This window comes from Micromonospora sp. NPDC051924, from assembly GCF_055586005.1.
Genome location: NZ_JBVJJA010000004.1, coordinates 1 through 24,936, shown reverse-complemented (window position 1 = coordinate 24,936; position 24,936 = coordinate 1). Strand labels below are relative to the sequence as shown.

Below are 24,936 nucleotides of genomic sequence, written 5' to 3'. Positions count from 1 at the left end.
CGTCCGGCGGGCGGGGAAAGTTCCCGGGCCGGCGGGATTGCGAGCGTCGCCACCGTCACGGACCGTCCGCGGACCGGTACCGCACCCGCCGGTACCGTGGTCCCATGACCGAGCAGCGACCCGCCGTCCAGACGTACGCCGTCACCGGGATGACCTGCGAGCACTGCGTGCGGGCGGTGACCGACGAGCTCTCCGCCCTGCCCGGCGTCGAGGAGGTCCGGGTCGACCTGGCCGCCGGCACGGCCACGGTCACCAGCACCGAGCCGCTGCCGGTGGAGTCCGTCCGGGCCGCCGTCGACGATGCGGGCTACGAACTGGCCGGCGGCGTTGCCTGAGTCCCCGTCCGCCGGGTCGTTGGCGCCTTCCGTCGGTTCGGCGGCGCCGGCCGGCGGGGCGTCGCCCGGTGATCCCGGCGCGCCCCTCGGGGTGGACCGGAGCACGCTGCGGCTCGCCCTGGTGGTGGGCGGGCTGGTGCTCGCCGTGCTGCTCGGCTTCGGCCTCGGCCGGCTGAACGCCTCGTCGAACGCCGCCGCCCGGGGCGTACCGGCGGCGGCCGCCGGGCACACCCACGACCCGGGCACCGGTGCCCACGCGCACGGCGCGGCCGACGTCACCCAGGCCGGCGGCGCGGACGCGGCCGGCCTCTCGATCAGCTCGGGCGGCTGGACGATCACTCCGTCGACCGTGGAGTTCCCCGTCGGCCGGGCCGGTGAGCTGCGGTTCCAGATCCGGGACGAGCGGCACCGCCCGGCCACCCGGTTCGCCGTCGTGCACGACAAGCCGATGCACCTGATCGTGGTGCGCCGCGACCTCACCGGCTACCAGCACCTGCACCCGACCATGGCGGCGGACGGCACCTGGTCGGTGCCGCTGACCCTGCCCGCCGCGGGGGTCTGGCGGGCGTACGCCGACTTCACCGTGGTCGGTGACGACGGCCGGCAGACCGTCGCCACCCTCGGCGTCGACCTGGCCGCCGCCGGCCCGTACGCGCCCCGGCCGCTGCCGGCCCCGGCCACCTCGACCGGGGTCGACGGGTTCACCGTCGGCTACCAGGGCACCCCGAAGCCGGGGGAGACGGTGCCGGTGCGGTTCACCGTCACGAGCGGCGACGCGCCCGCTTCGCTGGAGCGCTACCTCGGCGCGTACGGGCACCTGGTCGCGTTGCGCGAGGGGGACCTGGGCTACCTGCACGTGCACCCCGGGCCGCAGGCCGAGCCGGGCACGGTGACGTTCTGGACCACGGTGCCCGGGCCGGGCCGCTACCGGATGTTCCTCGACTTCCAGGTGGGCGGAGCGGTCCGTACCGCCGAGTTCACCCTGGTCGTCGACTGAGCGGTCAGCCCGCCCGGCGGACCGGCCGGCGGGCCAGGTAGCGGAGCAGGTCGCGGATGTGGTGCTTCTCCTCCGCGGGCACGGTCGGGTCGGCCAGCCGCTCCAGGATCACCCGCACGTCCGCCTCCACCGGGGCGTCCTCACCGCCGCGACGGCGGGGGACGGGACCGGCGTCGGGCAGGCCGAGGGCGCGGAAGGCGGCCGCGACCGGCAGGTCGAGGGCGGCGCAGAAGCCACGAACCTTGGCCAGTTCGGGATAGTCCTGCCAGTCGCCGGCCAACCACCGGAACACGGTGGACCGCCCCACGCCGGTGTGCGTGGCCAGGTCGGTCACCGTCCAGCCGCGCTCCTCGCGGGCGTCGTCGATGGCGCGCCGGACGAAGCGCGCGAAGGCCATCTGTGGCGAAACATCTGCCGAACCCATCCCTGCGGGGTCATCCTTCCCGACCGGAGCACCGGACGGTGCGCCTAAGAGGGTAGTACCACCGGGCCTGGAAGTAACTGACTGATCGGTCGGAAGGGCCCGTGGCCAGCACCGTTTGCTTGTCCGGCGTCAACTACAGTGGGGGGAGCGGAGCCTCCGCGAGCAGCGTCTCCAGCCGGGGCGTGACGCCCCACTGGCCGATCAGGTCGTGGTACTCGGCGCGCTGGTCGCCGGTCGGCGCTGCGCCGGTCCGGCGGGCGCGGATCAGCAGGTTACGCGGGGTGTGCGCGGAGTCGACGAACTCCACCACCTCGACCCGGTACCCGTGCAGCCGGAGCAGCCCCGCCCGGAGCGCGTCGGTCAGCACGTCCGCGAACCGCTCCCGCAGGATGCCCTGCCGGGTGAGCAGCTCGTACGGCGCGGGCGCCGGGCGGGACCGCAACTGGGCCGCCACGTCGTGGTGGCAGCACGGGGCGGCCAGCACCCAGCGGGCGCCCCACCGGACCGCGCGGGCCAGCGCCTCGTCGGTCGCGGTGTCGCAGGCGTGCAGCGCCAGCACCAGGTCGGGTGCCGGCTCGACCACCGCGTCGGCGATGGTGCCGGCCACGAAGCGCACCTGGTCCGCCCAGCCCAGCCGCTCGGCCAGCTCGGTGTTGCGCCGGCGCTGGTCCTCCCGGACGTCCACGCCGACCAGCTCGACGTTCAGCCCGCGCTGTGCCAGATACCGGTATGCCGCGAAGGTCAGGTACGCGTTGCCGCAACCCAGGTCGACCACGCGCAGGGGCCCGGTGAGCTCGTCCGGCAGGGTCGCCGCCAGCGCGCGCAGGAAGGCGTCCACCTGGCGGCGCTTCGCCGCCGAGCCGCCGATCTCGGCGAAGAGCGGGTCACCCGGGTCGAGCAGCCAGTCCTTCGCCCGGTCGTGACCGCCCGGTTCCGGGGCGGGACGGCTCGCCGCCGCCCGGTGCATCTGCGCCTCGCCCGACTTGGTCACCCGGAGCTGGAGCGTGCTGTCGGCCGTCTCCACGTGCCAGTTGCCGAAGGGCTCGGCGAGCAGTTCGTCGACCGCCGCGCCGGCCTCCGCGCCGGGCGCCACGTTCCGGGTGTACGGCCGGGCGCCGTCCGAGGTGGAGATCTGCAGCCGGGGGCCGGCCTTGAGGGTGACCGGGCGCAGCTCGGCCCGAACCACCGAGGGGCGGTGGCCGCGACGCCGGCCGGCGGCGACCGCCCGGGTCAGGGCGGGGTCGAGCAGCAGCGCCCGCACCTCGGCCAGGGCGGCGTCCAACGGTTCCAGCATCGTTCCATCATCCTTCCCGGCCGTCGGCGTGCCGTGACCGGCCGATCCTGGTCGTTCCGTTTCCGGTTCGAGGCCCGCCCAACCGGCGGCGACGGCGGCCGCCCGGCGGACGACACCCAACACCTGAACCGCCTTTGCTCTGCTGCAGCGGAGGCAACAGTGACGGCCGAAAAGTGTTGCATGGGCTCAAGCAGAGCAAAGGTGGTCAGCACGTGACCCAGGGGGTGTGTGGCGTCGTGCCCGCCCGCCCGCGCTCGGCGCGGCGCAGAAGAGACGTCCCCCGTGCCGACCTGCGGCACGAGGGACGTCAGGGTCTCGTGGGATCAGTCGGCGGTCGCCTCGGCCGGCGTACCGGCGCCCGAACCGCCGCCACCACGACGGCGCCGGCGGCGGCGCGGCTTGGACGCCGACTCGCCCTCGCCGGCGGCGGACGCGGCGGCCGGCTCGGCGCCGCCCTCGGCGGAGATCACCGCGGTCGGCTGCTCACCCGCGACCACCTCGCCGGCCCGGCGGCGCCGACGGCGACGCGGGGTCCCGGTGCCCTCTTCCGCACCGGACGTCTCGGCGGCGGCACCGCCCTCGACGGCGGGCGTCGCGGCGGAGTCGCCCCCGCGACCCCGGCGGCGCTCCCGGCCCCGGCCCTCGCCGCGCCGTGCGCCCCGCTCGCCCCGCCGGGACCGGCCGCCGCCTAGGTCCTCCTCGACCTCCGCGGACAGCCCGGCGCGGGTGCGCTCGGCGGTCGGCAGGGTACCGGTGATCTCCCGGGAGATGTCCAGGTCCTCGTAGAGGTGCGCGGAGGTGTGGTACGTCTCCGGCGGCTCGGGCATGTCGAGGCCCAGGGTCTTGTCGATGATCCGCCAGCGGGGCATGTCGTCCCAGTCGACGAAGGTCACCGCGACACCGGTCGCCCCGGCCCGGCCGGTGCGGCCGATCCGGTGGGTGTAGGTGTCCTGGTCCTCGGGGCAGTCGTAGTTGATGACGTGGGTGACCCCGCTGACGTCGATGCCGCGGGCGGCCACGTCCGTGGCGACCAGCGTGTCGATCTTGCCGGCGCGGAACGCCCGCAGCGCCCGCTCCCGCGCGCCCTGACCCAGGTCACCGTGCACCGCGGCGACCGCGAAGCCGCGGAAGTCGAGGTCCTCGGCGACCCGGTCGGCGGCCCGCTTGGTCCGGGTGAAGATCATGGTCAGCCCGCGCCCCTCCGCCTGGAGGATCCGCGCCACGATCTCGACCTTGTTCAGCGAGTGGGTGCGGTAGGCCAGCTGCGTGGTCTGCGGAGACGGGCCGGTCTCGGCGGTGTGCCCGGCGTGGATCGTCACCGGCCGGCGCAGGAAGCGCCGGGACAGCGCGACGATCGGGTCCGGCATGGTGGCCGAGAAGAGCATCGTCTGCCGGTCCTCCGGCAGCATGGCCAGGATCTTCTCGACGTCGTCCAGGAAGCCCAGGTCGAGCATCCGGTCGGCCTCGTCGAGCACCAGCGCGCGGACGCGGTCGAGCCGCAGATGCTTCTGCTTCTGCAGGTCCATCAGGCGGCCGGGCGTCCCGACCAGGATCTCGACGCCCTTGCGCAGCGCCTCGATCTGCGGCTCGTACGCGACGCCGCCGTAGATCGGCAGGACGCGCACGCCGCGGGTACGACCGGCGGCGTCCAGGTCCTTGGCGACCTGGATGCCCAGCTCGCGGGTGGGTACGACGACCAGGGCCTGCGGTACGCCGTCGCCGCCCTCGGCCGGGGCGAAGACCCGCTCCAGCAGCGGGATGCCGAAGCCGAGGGTCTTGCCGGTGCCGGTCGGCGCCTGGCCGATCAGGTCGACGCCGCGCAGCGCGATCGGCAGCGCGTACTCCTGGATGGCGAACGCGCGGGTGATGCCGGCGGCGGCCAGGGCCTCGACGGTCTCCTGACGGGCGCCGAGCGCGGCGAAGGTGGGAGCCTCCGGACGGACCGGAGCGGTGGGGGCCAGCGGCTGGCCTTGAATCTGCTCGCTCATATGGATTTGGGGGTGCCCTCTCGTGGTGCGCCCCTCATGTCCTCAGGGCGCGATCGGTATGGCGCGGGCCACACGGTCGGGGGCGGTACGCCGAGCCGGACCGGGCCGCACGCGCGCCGGGGACCGGTGCTGATCAGGTGAACTGACCGAATCGGTGCCCACGGCAACTGTCTCATCTTACCTGAACCACCCCTGAGGGGTCCTGATTCCGGTGACCGGCCGGCCGCCGGGGGTAGTCGATGTGAGCTGGACCACAGATCATCTCGACGGTAGCCTGCCCAGGTGTCCGCCCCCGATCCCGCCGTGGTCGACCTGCTCGGCCTGGTCGCCTACGGCGAACTGCTCGCCTTCGACCGGCTCGCCGCCGACGCCCGCCTCGCCCCCGACCTGCGGCGCCGGGCGGCGCTGTGCGAGATGGCCGCCGCCGAGATCGCGCACTACCGGTGGATCGCCGACCGGATCACGGCCCTCGGCGCGACCCCCGACGAGGCGATGGCCCCGTACGCCGAGGCGCTGGAGGCGTACCACGAGTCGACCGAGCCGAAGGACTGGCCGGAGGCGGTGACCAAGGCGTACGTGGGGGACGCGATCACCGACGACTTCCTGCGGGAGATCGCCGACGGGCTGGACGGCCCCGACCGCCGGCTCATCCTCGACGTGCTGCACGACTCCCAATACGCCGAGTTCGCCGCCGCCGAGATCCGGGCGGCCATCGCGGCCGACCCGCGGGTGGCCAACCGGCTCTCCATGTGGGCGCGCCGGCTCGTCGGGGAGGCGCTCTCCCAGGCCGGTCGGGTCGCCGCCGCGGACCGGGGCGCCCTCACCGCGCTGATCGCCGGCCGGAAGGGCGTGAACGTTCCGGCGCTGTTCCGCCGGCTGACCGACGCGCACAGCGCGCGGATGACCGCCGCAGGGCTCAACAACTGAGCCCGGCATCGCCGTGGCGAGGCGCCCGCCACGGCGACCCGGTGCGGAATCAGCGGACGGTGAACCCGACCGCGCGGGGCGAGGCCTCCGCGATCTCGACGTAGGCGACCTTGCTGACCGGCACGATGACCCGCCGGCCCTTTTCGTCGGTCAGGGAGAGGGTGCCCTCACCCTTGGCGATGGCGTCGGTCACGATCTGCTCGATCTCGGCCGGCGACTGCGCGCTCTCCAGGACCAGCTCCCGCGGCGCGTACTGCACGCCGATCTTGACCTCCACTGTGCCTCCTCAACTGGGGCGAAAAAGCCGCCGTGGGAAGGCTATCCGATCTGACGGCCCGATGTTCAGGCTGACTCACCTTGCAGCGGGAAGCTGGCGATGCCGCGCCAGGAGAGGGCGGCGACCAGCGCCTCCGCCTCCGCCTTCGGCACCTGCCGGCCCCCGGCCAGCCAGAACTGGGCGGCCGTCTCCGCCGCCCCGACCAGGCCGGAGGCGAGCAGCTCGGCGTGCGCCCGGCTGACCCCGGTGTCCGAGATGATGGTGTCGGTTATCGCGGCGATGCAGCCCTGCTCGACCCGCTCCACCCGCTGGCGGACCGCCGGATCGTTGCGCAGGTCCGACTCGAAGACCAGCCGGAAGGCCTCGCTCTCGTGGTCGACGAAGTCGAAGTACGCGCGCACCGAGGCGCTGACCCGCTCCTTGTTGTCGTTGGTGCCGCGCATCGCGTCGTGCACCTTGGCCACGATGGCGTCGCAGTGCGTGTCCAGCAGGGCCAGGTAGAGCTCCATCTTGCCCGGGAAGTGCTGGTAGAGCACGGGCTTGGAGACTCCCGCCCGCTCGGCGATGTCGTCCATCGCGGCGGCGTGGTAGCCCTGCGCGACGAACACCTCCTGAGCGGCCGCGAGCAGCTGCTTGCGCCGCGCCGAGCGGGGCAGGCGGGTGGGCCGGCCGGCGGTCTGAGCACCGTTCCCCACAGCGGTCATGGGAACCTCCGAGTTTCTTCGTACGAGCCGGCACTTATCACCCGAACCGGTCGGGGTCCGTGAACCCGTCCCGGAAATGGCCCGCCGCTGTAACTTATCGCCACTGTCACCACACGGTAGCCTCAGCGGGGGCGACCAAGGAGCGCGCGGTGAGTGAATCAGGGCAACCCGGAGCCGCCACCCCGGGAGAGCACGGCGACGGGACGGGTCAGCAGGACGACCTGGCCCGCACCGGCAGCGGGTGGGCGCCCCCGGCGAGCGGCTGGGCCCGCGGCGCGCGGGCACCGGGCGGCTGGCCCCGGCCGGAGCTCGCCAGCGGCTGGGCCGCCTCGTCCCCCCGGCACGGCGACCTCCCGGCCCCGCTGCCCGGCCGCCCCGCCGAGGAACCGCCGGGCCGGGTCAACGGCCACCACGTCAACGGCGTCCCGCACGCCGGGGAGGAGTCGCCCGTGAGCCGCCAGGCGCCGGTGACTGCCCCGCCCCTCGACGAGCCGCGCCGGGAGACCGACGGCGACCGGCTGGTCGTGCCGGCCCAACGGCCGGCGCCCGCAGTGGAGCAGCCGACCGCCGACGCGGAGTCCGGGCCGGCCCGGCACGCCTCGGACGAGCCCGCGGCGGGCGGCGCCGGGCGCTGGGCGGAGGGTGGCGTCCCGTCGTCCGCACCCCCGGCCCTCCAGGTGCCGCCGGTCGGTGCCGCCGCCTCCGGCTTCGAGGTGCCGCCGGGATTCCACGCCCCCACCGTCGACCGGGTCGCCGAGCAGCCGCCGTCGCTCTCCCGTGGCTGGGCCGACCGCTACCCGGCCGAGCCGCCCACCGAAGCGCCCGCGCCCGCTTCGGGCTGGACCGACCGCCCGGCCTCCGCGCCGCCGGCCGACCAGCACTGGACCGACCGCCCGGCCTCCGCGCCGCCCGCCAACCAGCACTGGCCCGCCTCCGCGCCGCCGGCCGCTGACCAGGGCTGGCCCGCGCGTCCTGCCTCCGCGCCGCCGGCCGACCAGGGCTGGCCCGGTCGGCCGACGTCGGCGCCGCCGGCCGGGCCGGCCGGCGAAGCGGGCCGCGCCGAGGAACCTCGGGCGGCGAGCGCCGACGACCGCGGCGCCGGGCCGGCGGATCCGCGCCGGGCCGTGCCCGCCGAGGAGCCCGAGTGGTCCGGGCCGAGCTGGAACCGGCCGAGCTGGGGCGGCGGCTGGGCGCCGCCGTGGGCCCGCGACGAGGAGCCGCCCGGCCGCCGAGAGGGCGACGCCGTCGGCCGCCGGGCCGCCGGGGACGAGCTGGCGGGCCGCCCGGCCGTCGAGGACGAGCTGGCCGAGCGTCGGGCCGTCGAGTCCGAGCCGGTGGGCCGCCGAGGGGTCGAGGACGAGCTGGCCGCCCGTCGGGCCGCCGGGTCCGAGCCGGTCGGCCGGCGTGCGGCCGAGGAGTCGGCGGGCCGTGACCCGGGGGAGAGCGGGCCGGTCCGCCGCCGGGCCCGCGACGAGCGGACCGACGAGTGGCCGCCGGAGCCGGTCCGGCCGTACGAGCCGCTGCGGGCCGAGCAGTCCCCAGGGTACGAGCCGCCACGGGCCGAGTCGGCGCGGCCGTACGAGCCGGTGCGGGCCGAGCGGTCCCCGGCGTACGAGCCGGCCCAGCCGTACGAGCCGCCGAGGAGCGCGGCCGAGCCGGCCGACCGGGAGAACGCCGAACGGCCCGGGTGGGCCGCGCCACCCGTGCCGGTGACCCCGTTCAGCGCGCCGCCGCACAGCGCCCCGCCCGCCGGCTACGCCCCGGCGCCGGCCGGCGCTCGGCGGGCCGAGGAGCGCGACAGCCCGGCCGGTGCGCCGCCCACCCTTGCCGGCCCCGCCTCCGCCACGAGCGGGGCGGCCGGTTTCGACCGCACCCCCGCGTCCGCTCCGCCGAGCGCGCCCGCCTACGCGGCCCGCCGGTCCGCCCCGGATCCGCTGCCGCCGGCCGAGCCGGTCGCCGACACCCGGCCGGCCGAGCCCGCGCCGGCGGTGCTGCCGCAGCGCGTCCCCGCCGAGCCGGACGTGCCCGTCGTGCCGGAGCCGCCAGCCGTGGAACCGTCCGCCGAAACCCCGGAACTCGCCCGCATCGCCACCCACCTGCGCCGTGACGACGAGCCCGCGCCGCTGCGCGAGCGGCCCGAGGGCTTCGACGTCAACGCCATCCTCGACGCCGTCCGCGAGGTGGCCGGCGTCCGGGACGCGGCGCTGCGCCGTACCCCGGCCGGGGCGCACAGCCTCCGGCTCGATCTGGCCGACGGCGCCGACCCGGCCGACGTGAGCCGGATGGTCGCCCGCCTGCTCCAGGAACGGATGGGCCTGGCCGCCGCCCCGCAGAACCTGCCCGGCACGCCGGCCACCCCGCCGCCGGTGCGCCGCCGGTCGGTCCCGACCCGGGCCGCCGAGCCACGGCCGGCCGAGGACCGGCCGGTCGCGAGCCGGCCGACCGAGGTACGCGCCGGAGAGGGGCGGCCCGTCGCGCTCGAGCCCCGGGCCGGCCGGCCGGTCGAGGCACCCACCGAGGACGCGGACCCGGCCACCGAGCCGCCCCGGCGCCGCCGGCCGCCCGCCACCCACCGGGGCCGGGCGGCGGTGGACGAGTCCTCGCTGGCCACCGCCCCGACCGGCGGGCCCACCGGCAGCCCGGCGACGGTCGGCACGTCGTACTCCGGTGGCCAGATGACCACGACGGAGACCGCGCCCTCGCGGCCGCTGGACACCGGCGGCGTGCCGGGGCCCCGGGTGGTGATCGACCACGTCCAGGTGAGCACCTTCGGCCTCGACGCCACCGTGGAGGTCCGCCTGATCGCCGGCGACCGGACCGCGGAGGGGCAGGCCACCGGGCCGGCCGTCGACGGGTACGTGCTGCGGCTCTGCGCGGTGGCCGCCGCGGCGGCGGTGGACGAGCTGCTCGGCCGGGCCGTCCTGGCCGCGGAGCGGGGGCGGTGCTTCGTCGAGCACGCCGCCGTGCTGCCGTTCGGCAACTGCGAGGTGGCCACCGTGGTGGTGCTGCTGGTCTGCGACGGCTGGGTGGAGCAGCTGGCCGGTTCGGCCCTGGTCGCCGGCGATCCGCGGCAGGCGATGGTCCGGGCGACCCTGGCCGCGGTGAACCGCCGGTTGGAGGCTCTGCTCGCCTGACCGGGCACGGGTGTCGGGCGGCCTCCGGCCGGGAAGACTGGAGGCCATGAAGCCCGCCTCCCTCTGGCCGGACGAGCACCTGCCCGCACACCACGTCCCGCCGCCGTGGCCCGGCCGGGCGGTGCACCTCGACGGCACGGCCACCTACGTCCGGGACACCCCCGCCACCGGCCCGTACGCCGAACCGGCGCTCTACGTGCACGGCCTCGGCGGCTCGGCGCAGAACTGGACCGACCTGGCCGGCCTGCTCGCGCCGTGGCTCGACGGGCAGGCGATCGACCTGCCCGGCTTCGGGCGCAGCGAGCCCGGCCGGCGGTACACCATCCCGGCCTTCGCCGACCGGGTGGTGCGCTGGATCGAGCACAGCGACCGGGGCCCGGTGCACCTGTTCGGCAACTCGCTGGGTGGGGCGGTCTCGGTCCGGGTGGCGGCGCTGCGGCCGGACCTGGTCCGCACGCTGACCCTGGTCTCCCCGGCGCTGCCGTTCCTCGACTTCCGCCGCTCGTTGCAGGGGCGGATGCTGCCGCTGCTGGCGATCCCCCGGGGGGAGCGGTTGGCCGCCTGGCACCTGACCCAGCTCGCTCCCGAGATGATGGCCCAGCAGGTGATGGAGGCGTGCATCGCCGACCTGACCCGGATCAGCGCGCAGCGCCGGCAGGAGGCGGTCGAGGAGATCCGGATCCGCTACCAGGCGGCCCACTACGCGGCCGCGTACGTCCGGACCTTCCGCGGCCTGGTCTCCAGCTTCCTGCGGTCGTACCTGCCCGGACCGAACTCGCTGTGGCGGATGGCCGCGGGCCTGCGGGTGCCCACCCTGGTGGTGGGGGGACGGGCGGACCGGCTGGTCGACGTCCGGGTGGCGCCGCAGGCCGCGCGGGTGATCCCGGACAGCCGGCTGCTGATGCTCGACGGGGTCGGGCACGTCGCGCAGCTGGAGGTGCCCCGGACGGTGGCCCGGGCGGTGCTGGCCCTGCTCGCTGACGAGCGGGGCGCCCCGACGGTCGCCGAGCCGCGGGGCGGTGACCTGCTCACCGGAACGGAGGACAGCGGGCGACCGCGCGACATGGCAGGCTGAGCCGGATGCCCTCCGCCCGCCCCCGCCGCCGCCCCGCCTCCGGTCGTCCGGCCGCCCGTCGGCGCCGGTCCGCGATCGTGGTGCTCGCGTTCCTCGCCGCCGCCGCGGTCGCCGTCGGGGTGGCGGTGCAACGACCGTCCATTGGGGCCGAGGTACTGGTCAGTGACGGGTCGGCGGTCCGGCCGCCGGTGCCGTCGGCCACCCCGCCGACGCCGTCGGCCAGCGCGTCGCCGACCTCGGAGCCGACCACGCCCGCGCCGGTGCTGGCCCTGCCCGGCCCGGTGCCCGCGCAGGGCCGGGGCAGCTTCGCGTACGACAGCCGGCCGGGGCCGCTGCTGGGTCGGGCGGGCGCGCTGCGCCGGTTCCGGGTGGCGGTGGAGAACGGCTCGGGGCAGGACGTGCGCGCCTTCGGCGACGCCGTGCAGCGGGCCCTCGCCGGGCCGGGAAGCTGGGTGGACGGCGGCTCGGTGCGGTTGCAGCGGGTCGCGCCCGGCGCGCGGTACGACTTCACCATCTACCTGGCCACCCGGGGCACCGCCGGCCGGCTGTGCGGGAACGCGGGCATCGACATCCGCAGGGGCGGGGTGCCGTACACCTCCTGCCGGGTGCCCGGCAAGGTGGTGATCAACCTGGACCGGTGGCAGACCTCGGCGCCGCACCTGGTGGCGGCCGGGCTGCCGCTGGAGACGTACCGGCTCTACGTGATCAATCACGAGGTCGGGCACCAGCTCGGGCACCACCACGAGGGCTGCCCGGGCGTCGGCCGGCCGGCACCGGTGATGCAGCAGCAGACGCTCTTCCTCGGCGGGTGCCGGCCGAACCCGTGGCCGTTCGTGAACGGGCGGCGGTACACCGGCCCTCCGACCTGGAAGCCCTGATCGTGGCGATGAGGAGTATTTCGCGGACCTAGCGGTAAAAGCGGCTAAATGCCCGAATTGCATGGCACGCTGGTGTCATGACGTCGTCGTCCCCTTCCGACCCGCCTGCAGAGACCGGCCCGCCATCGGCCTCCGACCTCCGGTCTGCCCGGCTCGACTTCGACCGCCCCCGGGCCCACCCCGGGGCCGCCCCGCCGGTCCGCCCCACGCTGCGCCGGATGCGGCGCCGCCGACGGCGTACCGTCCTGCTCCTGGCTGCCCTGCTGGCCGCAGGCGCTGCCGCGGTCGGCCTGAGCGGCCTGGTCCGCCAGGCGGCGGGCCCGGCACCCGCCCCGGTCGCCGCAGCCCGGGACGCGCGGCTGGCGAACGACGGCGGTGCCGGCGCCGCGGCGCAACCCCAGGCATACCCGACGGCGGGCTCCGGGCAGTTCGTCGCGGCCCAGGGCAGCTCACCGGAGCGCGGGTACGGGGGACCGCTGCGCCGCTACCGGGTCGAGGTCGAGCAGGGCGTCGCGCCGGACGCCGACGAGTTCGCCGGCACCGTCGACGCGGTGCTCGGCGACCATCGCAGCTGGATCGCCTCGGGGAACCTGCGGGTGCGGCGGGTGGCCGAGGCGGCCGCCGCCGACTTCACCATCTACCTGGCCACCCCGGCCACCTCCGAGCGGATGTGCGCCGAGGGGGGCCTGAGCACGGAGCGGTACACCTCGTGCCGGCTGCCCGGCCGGGTGATCATCAACCTGGCCCGGTGGATGGAGGCGGTGCCGGACTACGGGGCGCCGCTCGAGGTCTACCGGACGTACGTGATCAACCACGAGGTGGGACACGAGTTCGGCGAGCTGCACCAGGCCTGCCCCGGGCCGGGCGCGTCCGCCCCGGTGATGCAGCAGCAGACGTACGGGCTGGACGGCTGCGTGGCGAACGCCTGGCCCTACGTCGACGGGTCGCGCTACGAGGGGGAGCCCGTCGACGGGCTCTGAGTTATTCCCGCTCCCGCATGTCGGGCGACGTGTCCCTCATCATGGCCAATCCCGACCGGGGCGAGCGACAATGGCGCGGTCCCACCGCCGATCCCGGGGAGTCCACCGTGTCGTTGCCCCCGCTCGTCGAGCCCGCCGCCGAGCTGACCGTAGACGAGATCCGTCGCTACTCGCGTCACCTGATCATCCCCGACGTCGGGGTCGAGGGGCAGAAGCGGCTGAAGAACGCCCGGGTGCTCTGCGTCGGCGCCGGCGGTCTCGGCTCGCCGGCCCTGATGTACCTCGCCGCCGCCGGTGTCGGCACGCTCGGCATCATCGACTTCGACACCGTCGACGAGTCCAACCTCCAGCGGCAGATCATCCACGGCGTCTCCGACGTGGGCCGGTCCAAGGCCGAGTCGGCCGCCGCCTCGATCCGCGAGATCAACCCGCTGGTCAACGTGGAGATCCACAACACCGCGCTGGACCGGGAGAACGTCAAGGAGATCTTCTCCCAGTACGACCTGATCGTCGACGGCACCGACAACTTCGCCACCCGCTACATGGTCAACGACGCGGCGGTGCTGCTCGGCAAGCCGTACGTCTGGGGGTCGATCTACCGGTTCGACGGCCAGGCGTCGGTGTTCTGGGCCGAGCACGGCCCCTGCTACCGCTGCCTCTACCCGGAGCCGCCGCCGCCCGGCATGGTGCCGTCCTGCGCCGAGGGCGGCGTGCTCGGCGTGCTCTGCGCGTCCATCGGGTCGATCCAGGTCAACGAGGCGATCAAGCTGCTCGCCGGCATCGGCGAGCCGCTGGTCGGCCGGCTGATGGTCTACGACGCTCTGGAGATGAGCTACCGCAAGATCAAGGTTCGCAAGGACCCGAACTGCGTGCTCTGCGGCGAGAACCCGACGGTCACCGACCTGCTGGAGGACTACGAGGACTTCTGCGGCGCCGTCTCCGTCGAGGCGCAGGAGGCGGTGGTCGACTCGACCATCACCGCGCTGGAGCTGAAGGAATGGCAGGACGCCGGCAAGGACATCTTCCTGGTCGACGTCCGCGAGCCCGCCGAGTACGAGATCGTCCGGATCCCCGGCTCGACCCTGATCCCCAAGGGCGAGATCATCTCCGGCGAGGCGCTGGCGAAGCTCCCGCAGGACAAGCAGATCGTGCTGCACTGCAAGTCCGGCGTCCGGTCCGCCGAGGCGCTCGCCGCGCTGAAGGCGGCCGGCTTCAAGGACGCCGTGCACGTCCAGGGCGGGGTGCTCTCCTGGGTCAAGCAGATCGACCCGTCGCTGCCCGCGTACTGAGTGCGCACGAAAGGGTCCTCCCGGGTATCGGGAGGGCCCTTTCGCAGCGGCGCCATCGTCACGGTCCGTAGTGGCGCGAACGCCGTCGAGTGGGCGGGCGGGTCTTTCCGCAACCCACCGGTGGGCTGTCGGCGGCCCGCCGGTGGGCCGGGCCACCCCTGGCCGAGCTACCGAGGCGTAACCGCGTTTGCACAGGTAGCGTGGCTGCCGTGGTGGACTTGGACGCGGCGATCGGCTTCGTCGTGGCGCACGGCGACGCGGTGGACCGCGCCCGCCTCTCCCGGCTGCGCACCGGCGCTCCCGTGCCGGACGACCTGCTCGACGCGGCCGAGGCCGGGCAGGCACCCGGCGGCGGCTGGCCCGCCGTCCTCGACGGTGAGGTCGCCTCGGTCGACGCGACCTGCTTCCGTCTGTCCGAGCTGGACGACCTCGGGGGCCTGGGCCGTCCGGCCGCCCGGCACGCGCTGGACTGGCTGGCCGCCCGTCAGCTCCCCGACGGCGGCTGGGACGAGGACCCGTCGCTGGCCGGTCTCGCCCCCGAGTGGGCCACCCCGGGAGACCCGGAGGCCCGCCTCTACCTGACCGCCAACGCCGGGTTCTGGCTGACCGTGGCCGGGCTGGACGCCCGCGCCGCCGGGCCGCTCGACCACCGGGTCGGCGGCGCGTACGCCGGGGTGGTGCAGGCGGTGGCGCAGGCGCTCGCCGCGCAGCTCGCGCCGGACGGGAGTTGGCCGTCCTTCCTGCCCGCCGGCTGGCTGAGCGCGGCCGTGCTGCACCGCCAGCAGATGTACTACGAGTCGGCGCGGATCCAGGCGGTGCTGGCCGACCGGATCCCGGAGATGTCGCCGGCCGACGTCGCCTGGCTCGCCGCCACGCTGCGCCGGGTCGAGGTGGGCGAGGAGCAGTGGCTGCTGGTCTCGGCGCGCAAGCGGCTCGCCGAGACCCAGCGCAGCGACGGCGGCTGGGACAGCGACGACGGCCACCAGTTCGACGTGCACACCACGCTGCGCGCGATCCGCGCCTGCCGCTCGACCGCGCCGGAGGCGCCGGCCGCCGGCACGGTCTTCCTGTCGCCCCGGCCGGCCGCGCTGCCGTCGCCGCCGGTGGTGCCGGCGCCGCGCCCGATCCCCCCGCCCGAGGTCGCACCTCCGGCGTCGGTCCTGCCGCCGCCCGTCGTGCCGGTGCGGCCGGCGGATGCTGCCGCGTCGGCGTCCCCGTTCAGCCAGTGGGTCGCCGAACCGTCGCCGGCCGACGAGCCGCCGGCGGATGGTGCCGCGTCGGCGTCCCCGTTCAGCCCGTGGGTTGTCGAGCCGTCGGCGGACGTCGAGCCGCTGGTGCCGCCGGTCGTGCCGCTGCCCCGGCCGAAGCCCGCCGGTCCGCCGCCGGAGTCCGCGCCGCCGGAGCCGGCCGCACCCACCGCCTGAGCGGCTGTCCCGCCACGCCGCAATCCGCGAGGCGACCCGCCCGGCCCGGCCGGCCGGGGGCGGTGGTCAGCGGAGGTGGCCGTCACCGGTGACGACGTACTTGGTGCTGGTGAGTTCGGGCAGGCCCATCGGGCCTCGGGCGTGCAACTTCTGGGTGGAGATGCCGATCTCCGCGCCGAAGCCGAACTCGCCGCCATCGGTGAACCGGGTGGAGGCGTTCACCATCACGGCGGCCGCGTCGACCCGGGCCACGAACTTCCGGGCCGCCGCCTGGGAGTCGGTGACGATCGCCTCGGTGTGGCCGGTGCCGTACCGGCGAATGTGCGCGACCGCCGCGTCCAGCGAGTCGACCACGGCGACCGAGATGTCGGCCGAGAGGTATTCGGTGGCGAAGTCCTCCTCGGTGGCCGGCACCACGGCGTCGGAGTGCGCCGCGACCTCCGGGGAGCCGTGCACGGTGACGCCGGCGGCGGCGAACGCGGCCAGCATCGCCGGCAGGAAGGCGTCCGCGATGTCCGCGTGGACCAGCAGCGACTCGGCCGTGTTGCAGGTGGAGAGGCGCTGGGTCTTGGCGTTCAGGGTGATCGCCACGGCCTTTGCGACGTCGGCGGCGGCGTCGACGTAGACGTGGCAGTTACCCACCCCGGTCTCGATCACCGGCACGGTGGACTCCTCGACCACGGTCCGGATCAGCGACGCGCCGCCGCGGGGGATCAGCACGTCGACCAGGCCCCGGGCTCGCATCAGCTCCTTGACTGAGTCGCGGGAGGTGGCGTCGAGCAGCTGCACCGCGTCGGCCGGCAGGCCGGCACCGGCGACGGCGTCCCGGAGCACCGCGACCAGCGCGGCGTTGGAGTGCGCCGCCGAGGAGGAGCCGCGCAGCAGCGCCGCGTTGCCGGACTTCAGGCAGATCCCGGCCGCGTCCACGGTCACGTTCGGCCGGGCCTCGTAGATGATGCCGACCACCCCGAACGGCACCCGGACCTGCCGCAGCTCCAGCCCGTTGGGCAGGGTCGAACCGCGGACCACCTCGCCGACCGGGTCGGGCAGCGCGGCCATCTGCCGCAGCGCGTCGGCGATGCCGACCACCCGCCCCGCGTCGAGGGCCAGCCGGTCCAGCACGGCCGCGGTCAGCCCGGCCGCGCGCCCGGCCGCCAGGTCCGTCGCGTTCGCGGCCAGGATCTCCGGGGTACGCGCGACCAGCGCGTCGGCCATCGCGACCAGCGCGGCGTCCTTGACCGTACGGGTGGCGACCGCGAGGGCCCCCGCCGCGTCCCGGGCCCGCCGGGCCTGCTCGACGACGCTCATCCTGAACTCCTCACAGCAGTACGAGGTCGTCGCGGTGGACGACCTCCCGTTCGTAGGCCGGGCCCAGGGCCGCGGCGAGTTCCGAGGTGGAGCGGCCGAGCAGTCCGGGCAGCTCCACCGCGTCGTAGTTGACCAGGCCCCGGGCCACCGGCGCGCCCTCGGCGTCGACCAGGTCGACGGGGTCGCCGGCGGTGAACGCGCCGTCCACGGCGGTGATGCCGGCCGGGAGCAGGGACTTGCGCCGGCCCACCACGGCCTGCACGGCACCGGGGTCGAGGTGCAGCCGACCCCGGGGCGCGGTGGCGTGCGCCAGCCAGAAGAGCCGGGCGGCCGGGCGGCGGCTGCTCGGGTGGAAGAAGGTGCCCACCGGCTCGCCGGCGAGCGCCCCGGCGGCCAGCGGCGCGGCGGTGAGCACGACCGGGATACCGAAGCCGGTGGCGATCCGGGCCGCCTCCACCTTGGTCACCATTCCGCCGGTGCCCACCCCGGCCCGGCCCGCGCCGCCGACGTCCACACCGGCCAGGTCGCCCTCGCCGTGCACCTCGGTGATCCGGGTGCTGCCCGGCCGGGCCGGGTCACCGGTCCAGAGCGCGTCGACGTCGGAGAGGAGCACCAGCAGGTCGGCGTCGACCAGGGCGGCGACCAGCGCGGCCAGCCGGTCGTTGTCGCCGAACCGGATCTCCTCGGTGGCCACCGTGTCGTTCTCGTTGACGATCGGCACCGCCCGCAGGTCGAGCAGCTTGCGCAGGGTCCGGTACGCGTTGCGGTAGTGCGCCCGCCGGGTCACGTCGTCGACGGTGAGCAGCACCTGCCCGACGGTGCGCCCGTGCCGGGCGAAGCTGGCCGCGTACCGGCCGATGAGCAGACCCTGCCCGACGCTGGCGGCGGCCTGCTGGGTGGCCAGGTCGCGGGGGCGCCGGGGCAGCCCGAGCGGGGCGAGACCGGCGGCGATCGCGCCGGAGGAGACGAGCACCACCTCGCGCCCGTCGGCGGCCAGCGCACCGAGCGTGTCGACCAGGGCGTCGACCCGGGTGTCGTCCAGGCCGCCCGCCGCGGTGGTCAGCGAGGACGAACCGATCTTGACGACGACCCGGCGGGCCGAGGTGACTGCTTCGCGCACCCGACCATTCTGCGCGCCGCGGTCCGCGGGACCTCGGCGCGTTCCCATATGGTGGCCGGTCATGACACCTGACGAGTACGTCGAGGCGGTGCTCGACCTGGTCGAGCGGATCCCGCCCGGCCGGGTGATGTCGTACGGCGCGGTGGCGGACGCCCTCGCGGACCGGTCGGGCCGGGCCTCGGCCCGGCTGGTCGGCTCGATCATGGCCCGGCACGGGGGCGGGGTGCCCTGGCACCGGGTGGTGAACTCGGCCGGCCGGCTGCCGCCCGGGCACGAGCGGGAGGCGCGGGCCCGGCTGCGAGCCGAGGGTTGCCCGTTGCTGGGCGAACGGGTGGACATGGCGGCGGCCTGGTCGCCGGAGGAGGGGATGTGATCCCGACCATAACGTGAGTAGCATTCGGCTCCATGACAGGAACGGGCGGCGGCCTGCCCCGCCGGGTGCACGTTGGCTATGCGACGGGCTCCCTGGTCACCGGGGCGTTCGGGACCGTGCCCGGGCTGCTTCTGCTGCCGTACCTCACCGACACGCTGGGCGTGGCGGCCGGCGTCGCCGCCCTGCTGGTGCTCCTGCCGAAGGCCTGGGATGTGCTGGTCAACCCGGTCGCCGGACGGATCTCCGACCGGACCCGGTCCCGCTGGGGCGCGCGCCGGCCGTACCTGCTCGGCGGCGGGCTCGCGCTGGCCGTGCTCTTCGCCTCGATCTTCGCCGCACCGTTCGGCGCCGGCCCGGCCGCCGGGGCGTACGTGGCGGTCGCCTTCCTGGCCACCGCCACCGCGTTCGCCTTCTTCCAGGTGCCCTACGTGGCGATGCCGGCCGAGCTGACCGACGACCCGGCGGAGCGTACCCGGCTGATGAGCTGGCGGATCGCGGTGCTGGCACTGGCCATCCTGGTCTCCGGCGCGGTGGCCCCGGCGGTGGTGACCGCCGGCGGCGAGGGTCTGCCGGGGCACCGCTGGATGGGGCTCTTCGTCGCCGCGCTGATCGTGGCCGGCACGATCGGCGCGTTCCTCGGCACCCGCGCGGCGCCCGGCGGCACGGTGGGGGAGAGCGAGCCCAGCCTGCGCGCCCAGCTCGCCGTCGCCGGCCGCAACCGACCGTTCCGGGTGCTGCTGGTCTGCTTCGTGGTGCAGTCCGCCGGCGTGGCCACCGTGCTGGCCGGGGTGAAGTACTTCGCCGGCCAGGTGCTGCGCGACCCGGAGACCGGCCCGACGCTGCTCTTCGCCTGCTTCGTCGGGCCGGCGCTGCTGGTCATGCCGCTGTGGACCCGGGTCGGCGCCCGGGCCGGCAAACGGGCCGCGCTGGTCGTCGCGTCGCTGCTCTTCGCCGCCGGCGCGCTGGCCCTGGTCGCGTCCCCGGTCCTGCCGGCCGCCGCGACCTACGCCGTGGTCGCGCTGATCGGCGTCGGGTACGCCGGCCAGCAGGTCTTCGCCCTCGCCATGCTGCCGGACTGCATCGCGTACGACACCGCGCGCACCGGGCGGCGGCAGGCCGGGGTGTTCACCGGGCTCTGGACCGCCGGGGAGACCCTCGGCCTCGCCCTCGGCCCCGGTCTCTACGGCCTGGTCCTCCAGCTCTCCGGCTACGTGTCGTCGTCCACCGGCGTCGCCGCCGACCAGCCCGCGACCGCCCGCCTCGGCGTCCTGCTCGGCTTCACCGTGCTGCCGGCCCTGCTGGTCGCGGTGCCGGTGGCCCTGCTGCGCGGCTACACCCTGACCCCGGCCCAGCTGGCCGCGCCCGCCCCCGGCCCGGTCGCGCCGACGGTGGGGGCATGAGTCACCCGCCCCCACCCGCTTGAACGGCCGGGGCGGCCGAGCGTCACGAGAGGGAAACCCGAGGCTGATGACCGACACGGCAGGGGCGGGCGCGCTGCCCGTCGAGGGGGTGCCCGCGCCACGGGTGCTCGACGAGATCCGGGCCCTGCGGGCGGCCGACCGGCCGACCCACGGCGGGCGGCTGTTCGCGTACGTGTACGACCCGGGGGTGGCCGGGCTGGACGAGCTGGCGCAGGCCGCGTACGCCGAGAGCGCGCACGTCAACGGGCTCGACCCGACCGCCTTCCCGTCCCTGCTGGCGATGGAGAACGCCCTCGTCGCCGCGGCGGCCCGGCTGCTCGGCGGGGGTCCGGACACGGCCGCCCCGGACGTGGTGGGCAGCGTCACCAGCGGCGGCACCGAGTCGCTGATCCTGGCGGTGAAGGCGGCCCGGGACGCCCGTCCCGACCTCGCCGCGCCCCGGATCGTGGTACCGGCCAGCGGGCACGCCGCGTTCGCCAAGGCCGCCCACTACCTGCGGGTGACCCTCGATTCGGTGCCCGTGGACCCGGTGACCCTGCGCCCGTCGCCCGCCGACGTGGCCGCCGCGATCCGGCCGGAGACCGTGCTGGTCGCCGCCTCCGCCCCGTCGTACGCGCACGGCGTGGTGGACCCGGTGGCGGAGATCGCGGCGGTCGCGGCGGCGGCCGGGGTGCGCTGCCACGTGGACGCCTGCTTCGGCGGCTGGACGCTGCCCTGGTTGCGCCGGCTCGGCGCGCCGGTGCCGCCGTTCGACTTCGCCGTCGACGGGGTCACCTCGATCTCCGTCGACCTGCACAAGTACGCGTACGCGCCGAAGGGGGTGTCGGTGCTGCTGCACCGGGACCCGGCGCTGCGCGCCCCGCAGTATTTCGCGTACGCCGACTGGCCCGGGTACACGATGATCAACCCGGTGATCGCCTCGACCCGCTCCGGCGGGCCGATCGCCGCCGCCTACGCCACCCTCCGGCACCTCGGCGAGGACGGCTACCTGCGGCTGGCGGCGCTGACCCGGGACGCGGTCGCCGGGCTGGCCGACGCGGTCCGCGCGGTCGACGGGCTGCGGCTGCTGGCCGAACCGGAGGCGACCGTGGTCTGCTTCACCAGCGACGACCCGGGGCTCGACCTGTTCGTGCTGGTCGACGAGCTGACCGCCCGGGGTTGGCACACCCAGCCGCAGCTCTCGTACGCCGGCCTGCCGGCCAGCGTGCACCTCACGGTGACCGCGGCGGTCGCGCCCCGGGTGGCCGAGTTCGGCCCGGCGCTGGCCGAGGCGGTCGCGGCCGCCCGCGCGGCGGGGCCGATCGAGCTGCCGAACGAGCTGCGGGCGCTCGCCGGGAGTCTGACGCCGGAGGCGCTCACCCCGGAGGTGGTGGGCGGGCTCGCCGCCGGCCTCGGGCTCGACCCGGCGGCGGCACCCGAGCGGATGGCGGTGGTGAACACCCTGCTCGACGCCGCCCCGCCGGCGCTGCGGGAGCGGCTGCTGGCCAAGTTCGTCGGCCTGCTGCAACGCCCGACCTGGTGACAGCGGCGGGGGCGCGGCCCCCGCCGCTGGCCTCACCTGGCGAGCCGGATCAGGGCGAAGGTGTCGTCCGGCGTCAGGTCCTTCCAGTACCGGAGGTCGCTGCTGTAGTGGACCGCCCGGACCGACATGCCGTCGGGCGACACGGTCGGGCCGAAGCGGAACCGGAAGGTGTAGCTGACCTGCTTCCCGGCCGCCAGGCCGGGCAGCATGCACGGCGGCCAGTCGGACCGTCCGCGCGCCGGCTCGCACCGGGCCCAGTCGCCGCCGTCCGGTTTTCCGACGAGGTTCAGCTCGAACAGGGCGAGCCGGGGCACGTCCACCCGGCCACGGTTGCTCACCGTCACCTTGACGGTGCCCTCCCGCGCGCCGGTGCCGTCCGGCGGTCCGAGGGTGAGCGCCCCGGCGGTCACCCGGAGATCGGTCAGCCGCCGGTCCGGGCCCCACACGGTCGGCCCGCCGGTCTGCGTGAACCGCGTGCCGTCCCAGCCGTACGTCCGCCACTGCTGGCGAGCCCAGTAGGCCGGGGTGGCGCAGCAGGGTTGCAGGTCGGCGACCTGCACCCGGATCGCCGCTTCCTGCACCGCGACGGCGAGCAGGTCCTCGACGGCCTCCGGACCCTCCCCGTCGGTGCCGACCACCTGGCCCACGGTGACGATCCGGCCTTGACCGTCCCGGTCGAACGCCACCACCTGCTTCGCCGACGCCTCACCCACCCGGCAGCCGAGCGTCGCCACGGTCTCCTGCGCGCCGTCGGCGTCCACGTCGCCGTAGGCCAACCCGATCAGGTACGGCCGGTTGAGGTCCATGGTGGTGCCGGGTAGCAGCCGCACCCCGGTGGTGTCCGCGCAAACCCTGCCGGGCCACCAGGCGGGCAGGTCGACCCGGGCGGCGAGCAGTTGCTTCTCGCTGATCCGGCCGTCCGGTGGGTCCCCCGTACGACTGGCCGAGGGCGTCGGGGTCGGGCTCGCGGACGGGCTGGCCGACGGCGTCGGGGTGGGTTCGGGGGTCGGGGTGACGGCCGGCGGCTGCGGCGGATCGTGCCGCAGCGCCGCCCCGGCGGCGATCGGGGCCACCACCAGCGCGACCGCCAGGGCCGCGCCGGCGGCGACGGCGGTCCGGCGACGCCGCCGCAGGGTGCGCCGGGCGGCCGCCGGTCCAGGCCCGTCGATGGTCGTGGTCAGCTCCCCGCGGTACGCGGCGAAACGCTCCCGCAGCGGGTCCCGGTCAGACATTGCCGACCCCCTCGGTGTTCTCGTTGAGCAGCGTGGCCAGAGCGGCCCGGCCCCGGTGCAGCCAGGACTTGACGGTTCCCTCCGGCACTCCCTCCTGAAGGGCGATCTGCGCGACGGGCAGGTCGGCCAGGTAGTGCAGCACGACGACCCGCCGCTGATTGGGCGGCAGCGCCGCCAGCGCCCGGTCGATCGCGACCCGGTCCGGCGTCGGACCGGGCACCTCCGGCTCCACCCGCCGCTCGCGCAGCAGGTGGCTGCGGGCGGTGCGCAGCCGGCGCCACCGGCTGCGGGCCAGGTTCCAGGCGACCTGGCGTACCCAGGCCACCGGGTCGTCGTAGCGGACCAGCCGGTCCCACCGGGCGAGCGCCCGGGTGAACGCCTCCTGCGCGAGGTCCTGCGCCTGGCCCAGGTCCCCGGTGTACGCGCAGAGCTGCGTGGTCACGCTACGGAAGTGCGCGTGGTAGAAGTCGTCGAAGCTGGGCGCGGGCCGGACGACTTCGGCCGGTGGCGGTTCGTTCGCGCGGGCCCTCATCCTCACTGTCACTGTCCCTCCCCGTACGGCCGCCGGGTGGTCCGGCGCCGGTAACACTCCGTTCCGCCGGATCGGGTTGCAGCCCGCGCTGCCGGGGACCCGACAGCGCGGGCGACTCAGCCGGCCGGCAGTTCGAGATCGGTGCGCGCGGTGTTGTCGGCCGGGGTGCGGTCGGTGGGGAAGGCGCCGTCCACGTTCGCCCGGAGGGTCAGCGCGAGGCCGGTCAGGGTGCGCGCCCGCCCGCCCGGCGCGATGTTCACCCGCACCCCGATCCGGTACGACCGCGTGCCACCGGCCGGGACGGGCCCGTCACCGGTGCAGAACATCGTCTTCGTGTCGTCGGTCTGGCCCTGGTTGAAGCAGCCACCGATGTTGGTGCCGTCGAGGTCGATCGTCGCCTCGACGGGCAGCACCACGATCAGGTCGCCGCTGTCGTACGCCCGGGTGCCGGCGTTGCCCATCCGGACGTCGAGCCAGCCGGTGTAGCCGCCGCCCGCGGGTTCCAGGGTGACCGAGCGCGGCATGCTGATCGACAGGTCGACGTACCGGGTCGAGGACGGTGACGGTGATCTGCCCGGGCCGGTGCTCGACCGGCTGGGCGAGGCGGTCGCCGGCGCGGTGCTCGGCGACGTGTCGGGGGTGGCGCTCGGCGTGGCCGACCGGCCGGGCGTCGGGGTGACCGAGCCGGTGGACGGCGGCGTGGCCGACCCGGTGTCCGGCCAGGCCGAGGGGAGGTCGGTGGCCGGGGAGGTGCCGGTGACGACCGCCGGGGGTGGGGCGGCCACCGGCCGGACGAGACCGGCCGCCCCGGCCGCCACGATCACCGCTGCGGCGACGCCCGGCACCACGGCGCGGTTGCGCAACCGGCGGTACGCCCGGCGGCGCGGCTCGTCCGGATCGGGCTCGGCGACCTGCCGGAGGCTCGCGGCGCGCAGCTCGGCGAAGGCGCTCGCCAGCCGATCCGCGTGCTGGTTCCGCTGGTCCATCTCAGTCCGCCGCCCTTCGGGTCGGGCCGCCGGCCGCCGAGGTTCGGCCGTCGGTGGGCTGCTCGGGATCGTGTTCGGTGAGGCGGGTGGCCAGCGCCGTCCGGGCCCGGTGCAGCCACGACTTGACCGTGCCGGGGGCCACCCCGCAGTCCTCGGCGATCTCCGCGACGGTGAGTTCGGCCAGGTAGTGGAGCACCACCGCGCGCCGCTGGTTGGCCGGCAGCGTCCCGAGGGCGGCGGTCAGCGCCACCCGCTCCGGGCCCGGCCCGTCCACCACCTCCGGTCGCTGCCGCTGGCCGAAGCGCCGAGCGGTACGCAGCCGGCGCCAGCGGCTGGCGGCGACGTTCCAGGCCACCCGGCGGACCCAGGACACCGGGTCGTCGTACCGGGCGATCCGGTGCCAGCGGGGCCAGGCCCGGCTGAACGCCTCCTGCACCAGGTCCTGCGCCTCGCCCAGGTCACCGACGAACGCGTGGAGCTGCACCACCAGCGGCTGGAAGTGGTGGCGGTAGACCTCGTCGAAGCCGGGCCCGACGTCCTCCTTCACCGCGGCGCTCACCTCGATCGTCGGCCGGGCCGGCGGCCTCCCCGCGCCGGAAGCGGTGGGCGTGGGGGGGGGGGGGGGGGGGGGGGGGGGGGGGGGGGGGCGGGTGGGGGGGGTCGGGGGGGAGGGGGGGGGGGGGGGGGGGGGGGGGGGGGGGGGGGTGGGGGGAGGG

Annotated in this window: 22 protein-coding genes and 1 pseudogene; 12 read left to right on the top strand and 11 right to left on the bottom strand. The window is 75.9% G+C overall.

The annotated features are described in order from the left end of the window. Positions 1-104 precede the first annotated feature (104 nt). Positions 105-335 carry a heavy-metal-associated domain-containing protein gene (locus ACZ6S5_RS03885; protein ID WP_465997457.1) on the top strand — a complete coding sequence of 77 codons (231 nt, stop codon included), beginning with the start codon at positions 105-107 and terminating at the stop codon, positions 333-335. A 19-nt stretch (positions 336-354) separates the two neighbouring features. Beyond that, positions 355-1,332: a hypothetical protein gene (locus ACZ6S5_RS03880; RefSeq protein ID WP_465997455.1), complete on the top strand. Its 978-nt coding sequence runs from the start codon at positions 355-357 to the stop codon at positions 1,330-1,332. A 4-nt stretch (positions 1,333-1,336) separates the two neighbouring features. On the opposite strand, the gene ACZ6S5_RS03875 is transcribed toward ACZ6S5_RS03880, so the two are convergent. The 3 genes from ACZ6S5_RS03875 to ACZ6S5_RS03865 all read right to left on the bottom strand — a co-directional run bounded on the left by ACZ6S5_RS03875 (position 1,337) and on the right by ACZ6S5_RS03865 (position 5,038). Further along, positions 1,337-1,756, bottom strand: a complete 420-nt coding sequence (locus ACZ6S5_RS03875) for a helix-turn-helix domain-containing protein (RefSeq protein ID WP_123243735.1) — start codon at positions 1,754-1,756, stop codon at positions 1,337-1,339. A 133-nt stretch (positions 1,757-1,889) separates the two neighbouring features. Beyond that, on the bottom strand, positions 1,890-3,050 hold the full coding sequence (locus ACZ6S5_RS03870; RefSeq protein WP_465997453.1) for a class I SAM-dependent methyltransferase: 1,161 nt from the start codon (positions 3,048-3,050) through the stop codon (positions 1,890-1,892). 323 nt (positions 3,051-3,373) lie between these two features. After that, positions 3,374-5,038 carry a DEAD/DEAH box helicase gene (locus ACZ6S5_RS03865; protein WP_465997451.1) on the bottom strand — a complete coding sequence of 555 codons (1,665 nt, stop codon included), beginning with the start codon at positions 5,036-5,038 and terminating at the stop codon, positions 3,374-3,376. A gap of 282 nt (positions 5,039-5,320) precedes the next feature. On the opposite strand from ACZ6S5_RS03865, the gene ACZ6S5_RS03860 reads away from it, so the two are divergent. Continuing rightward, on the top strand, positions 5,321-5,965 hold the full coding sequence (locus tag ACZ6S5_RS03860; RefSeq protein ID WP_465997449.1) for a ferritin-like fold-containing protein: 645 nt from the start codon (positions 5,321-5,323) through the stop codon (positions 5,963-5,965). 49 nt (positions 5,966-6,014) lie between these two features. On the opposite strand, the gene ACZ6S5_RS03855 is transcribed toward ACZ6S5_RS03860, so the two are convergent. Both ACZ6S5_RS03855 and ACZ6S5_RS03850 read right to left on the bottom strand, forming a co-directional pair. Continuing rightward, complete coding sequence (locus tag ACZ6S5_RS03855; protein WP_117665019.1) at positions 6,015-6,242, bottom strand: DUF3107 domain-containing protein; 228 nt, start codon at positions 6,240-6,242, stop codon at positions 6,015-6,017. Between the two features lie 65 nt (positions 6,243-6,307). Then, positions 6,308-6,946, bottom strand: a complete 639-nt coding sequence (locus ACZ6S5_RS03850; RefSeq protein WP_043965396.1) for a TetR/AcrR family transcriptional regulator — start codon at positions 6,944-6,946, stop codon at positions 6,308-6,310. 149 nt (positions 6,947-7,095) lie between these two features. Between ACZ6S5_RS03850 and ACZ6S5_RS03845 the strand changes: the two genes are divergently transcribed. The 6 genes and pseudogenes from ACZ6S5_RS03845 to ACZ6S5_RS03820 all read left to right on the top strand — a co-directional run. Beyond that, complete coding sequence (locus ACZ6S5_RS03845) at positions 7,096-10,080, top strand: hypothetical protein (protein WP_465997447.1); 2,985 nt, start codon at positions 7,096-7,098, stop codon at positions 10,078-10,080. Between the two features lie 46 nt (positions 10,081-10,126). Beyond that, positions 10,127-11,155, top strand: coding sequence for an alpha/beta fold hydrolase (locus ACZ6S5_RS03840; protein WP_465997445.1), 1,029 nt, complete (start codon positions 10,127-10,129; stop codon positions 11,153-11,155). A 5-nt stretch (positions 11,156-11,160) separates the two neighbouring features. Continuing rightward, positions 11,161-12,033: a DUF3152 domain-containing protein gene (locus tag ACZ6S5_RS03835; protein ID WP_465997443.1), complete on the top strand. Its 873-nt coding sequence runs from the start codon at positions 11,161-11,163 to the stop codon at positions 12,031-12,033. Between the two features lie 218 nt (positions 12,034-12,251). Beyond that, positions 12,252-13,013: a DUF3152 domain-containing protein gene (locus ACZ6S5_RS03830; RefSeq protein WP_465997441.1), complete on the top strand. Its 762-nt coding sequence runs from the start codon at positions 12,252-12,254 to the stop codon at positions 13,011-13,013. 41 nt (positions 13,014-13,054) lie between these two features. Continuing rightward, the gene (gene moeZ / locus ACZ6S5_RS03825; RefSeq protein ID WP_465997439.1) at positions 13,055-14,302 is read left to right on the top strand and encodes an adenylyltransferase/sulfurtransferase MoeZ; all 1,248 of its coding nucleotides are present in this window, start codon (positions 13,055-13,057) and stop codon (positions 14,300-14,302) included. Between the two features lie 125 nt (positions 14,303-14,427). Continuing rightward, positions 14,428-15,330: pseudogene (locus tag ACZ6S5_RS03820) on the top strand (hypothetical protein); the annotation flags it as partial. 462 nt (positions 15,331-15,792) lie between these two features. On the opposite strand, the gene ACZ6S5_RS03815 reads toward ACZ6S5_RS03820, so the two are convergent. Both ACZ6S5_RS03815 and proB read right to left on the bottom strand, forming a co-directional pair. Continuing rightward, positions 15,793-17,034, bottom strand: coding sequence for a glutamate-5-semialdehyde dehydrogenase (locus ACZ6S5_RS03815; protein ID WP_465997437.1), 1,242 nt, complete (start codon positions 17,032-17,034; stop codon positions 15,793-15,795). 10 nt (positions 17,035-17,044) lie between these two features. After that, positions 17,045-18,202 (bottom strand): glutamate 5-kinase, encoded by a 1,158-nt coding sequence (proB, locus tag ACZ6S5_RS03810; protein ID WP_465997833.1) that lies wholly within the window; start codon positions 18,200-18,202, stop codon positions 17,045-17,047. A 13-nt stretch (positions 18,203-18,215) separates the two neighbouring features. Here proB and ACZ6S5_RS03805 point away from each other — a divergent pair, with 13 nt between their 5' ends. The 3 genes from ACZ6S5_RS03805 (at position 18,216) to ACZ6S5_RS03795 (ending at position 21,470) form a co-directional block, all read left to right on the top strand. Next, positions 18,216-18,527, top strand: coding sequence for an MGMT family protein (locus ACZ6S5_RS03805; RefSeq protein ID WP_465997435.1), 312 nt, complete (start codon positions 18,216-18,218; stop codon positions 18,525-18,527). A 32-nt stretch (positions 18,528-18,559) separates the two neighbouring features. Then, complete coding sequence (locus tag ACZ6S5_RS03800) at positions 18,560-19,927, top strand: MFS transporter (protein ID WP_465997433.1); 1,368 nt, start codon at positions 18,560-18,562, stop codon at positions 19,925-19,927. A gap of 67 nt (positions 19,928-19,994) precedes the next feature. Then, on the top strand, positions 19,995-21,470 hold the full coding sequence (locus tag ACZ6S5_RS03795; protein WP_465997431.1) for a pyridoxal phosphate-dependent decarboxylase family protein: 1,476 nt from the start codon (positions 19,995-19,997) through the stop codon (positions 21,468-21,470). Between the two features lie 32 nt (positions 21,471-21,502). On the opposite strand, the gene ACZ6S5_RS03790 is transcribed toward ACZ6S5_RS03795, so the two are convergent. From ACZ6S5_RS03790 to ACZ6S5_RS03775, 4 genes are all read right to left on the bottom strand, one after another. Then, a complete protein-coding gene (locus ACZ6S5_RS03790) occupies positions 21,503-22,702 on the bottom strand; it encodes a hypothetical protein (protein ID WP_465997429.1) in 1,200 nt (399 codons plus the stop codon). Continuing rightward, positions 22,695-23,234, bottom strand: a complete 540-nt coding sequence (locus tag ACZ6S5_RS03785; protein WP_465997427.1) for a SigE family RNA polymerase sigma factor — start codon at positions 23,232-23,234, stop codon at positions 22,695-22,697. The genes ACZ6S5_RS03790 and ACZ6S5_RS03785 overlap by 8 nt, the downstream gene beginning before the upstream one ends. A gap of 116 nt (positions 23,235-23,350) precedes the next feature. Continuing rightward, positions 23,351-24,220 carry a hypothetical protein gene (locus tag ACZ6S5_RS03780; RefSeq protein WP_465997425.1) on the bottom strand — a complete coding sequence of 290 codons (870 nt, stop codon included), beginning with the start codon at positions 24,218-24,220 and terminating at the stop codon, positions 23,351-23,353. 1 nt (position 24,221) lies between these two features. Next, the gene (locus tag ACZ6S5_RS03775) at positions 24,222-24,767 is read right to left on the bottom strand and encodes an RNA polymerase sigma factor (RefSeq protein ID WP_465997423.1); all 546 of its coding nucleotides are present in this window, start codon (positions 24,765-24,767) and stop codon (positions 24,222-24,224) included. Positions 24,768-24,936: the final 169 nt, after the last annotated feature.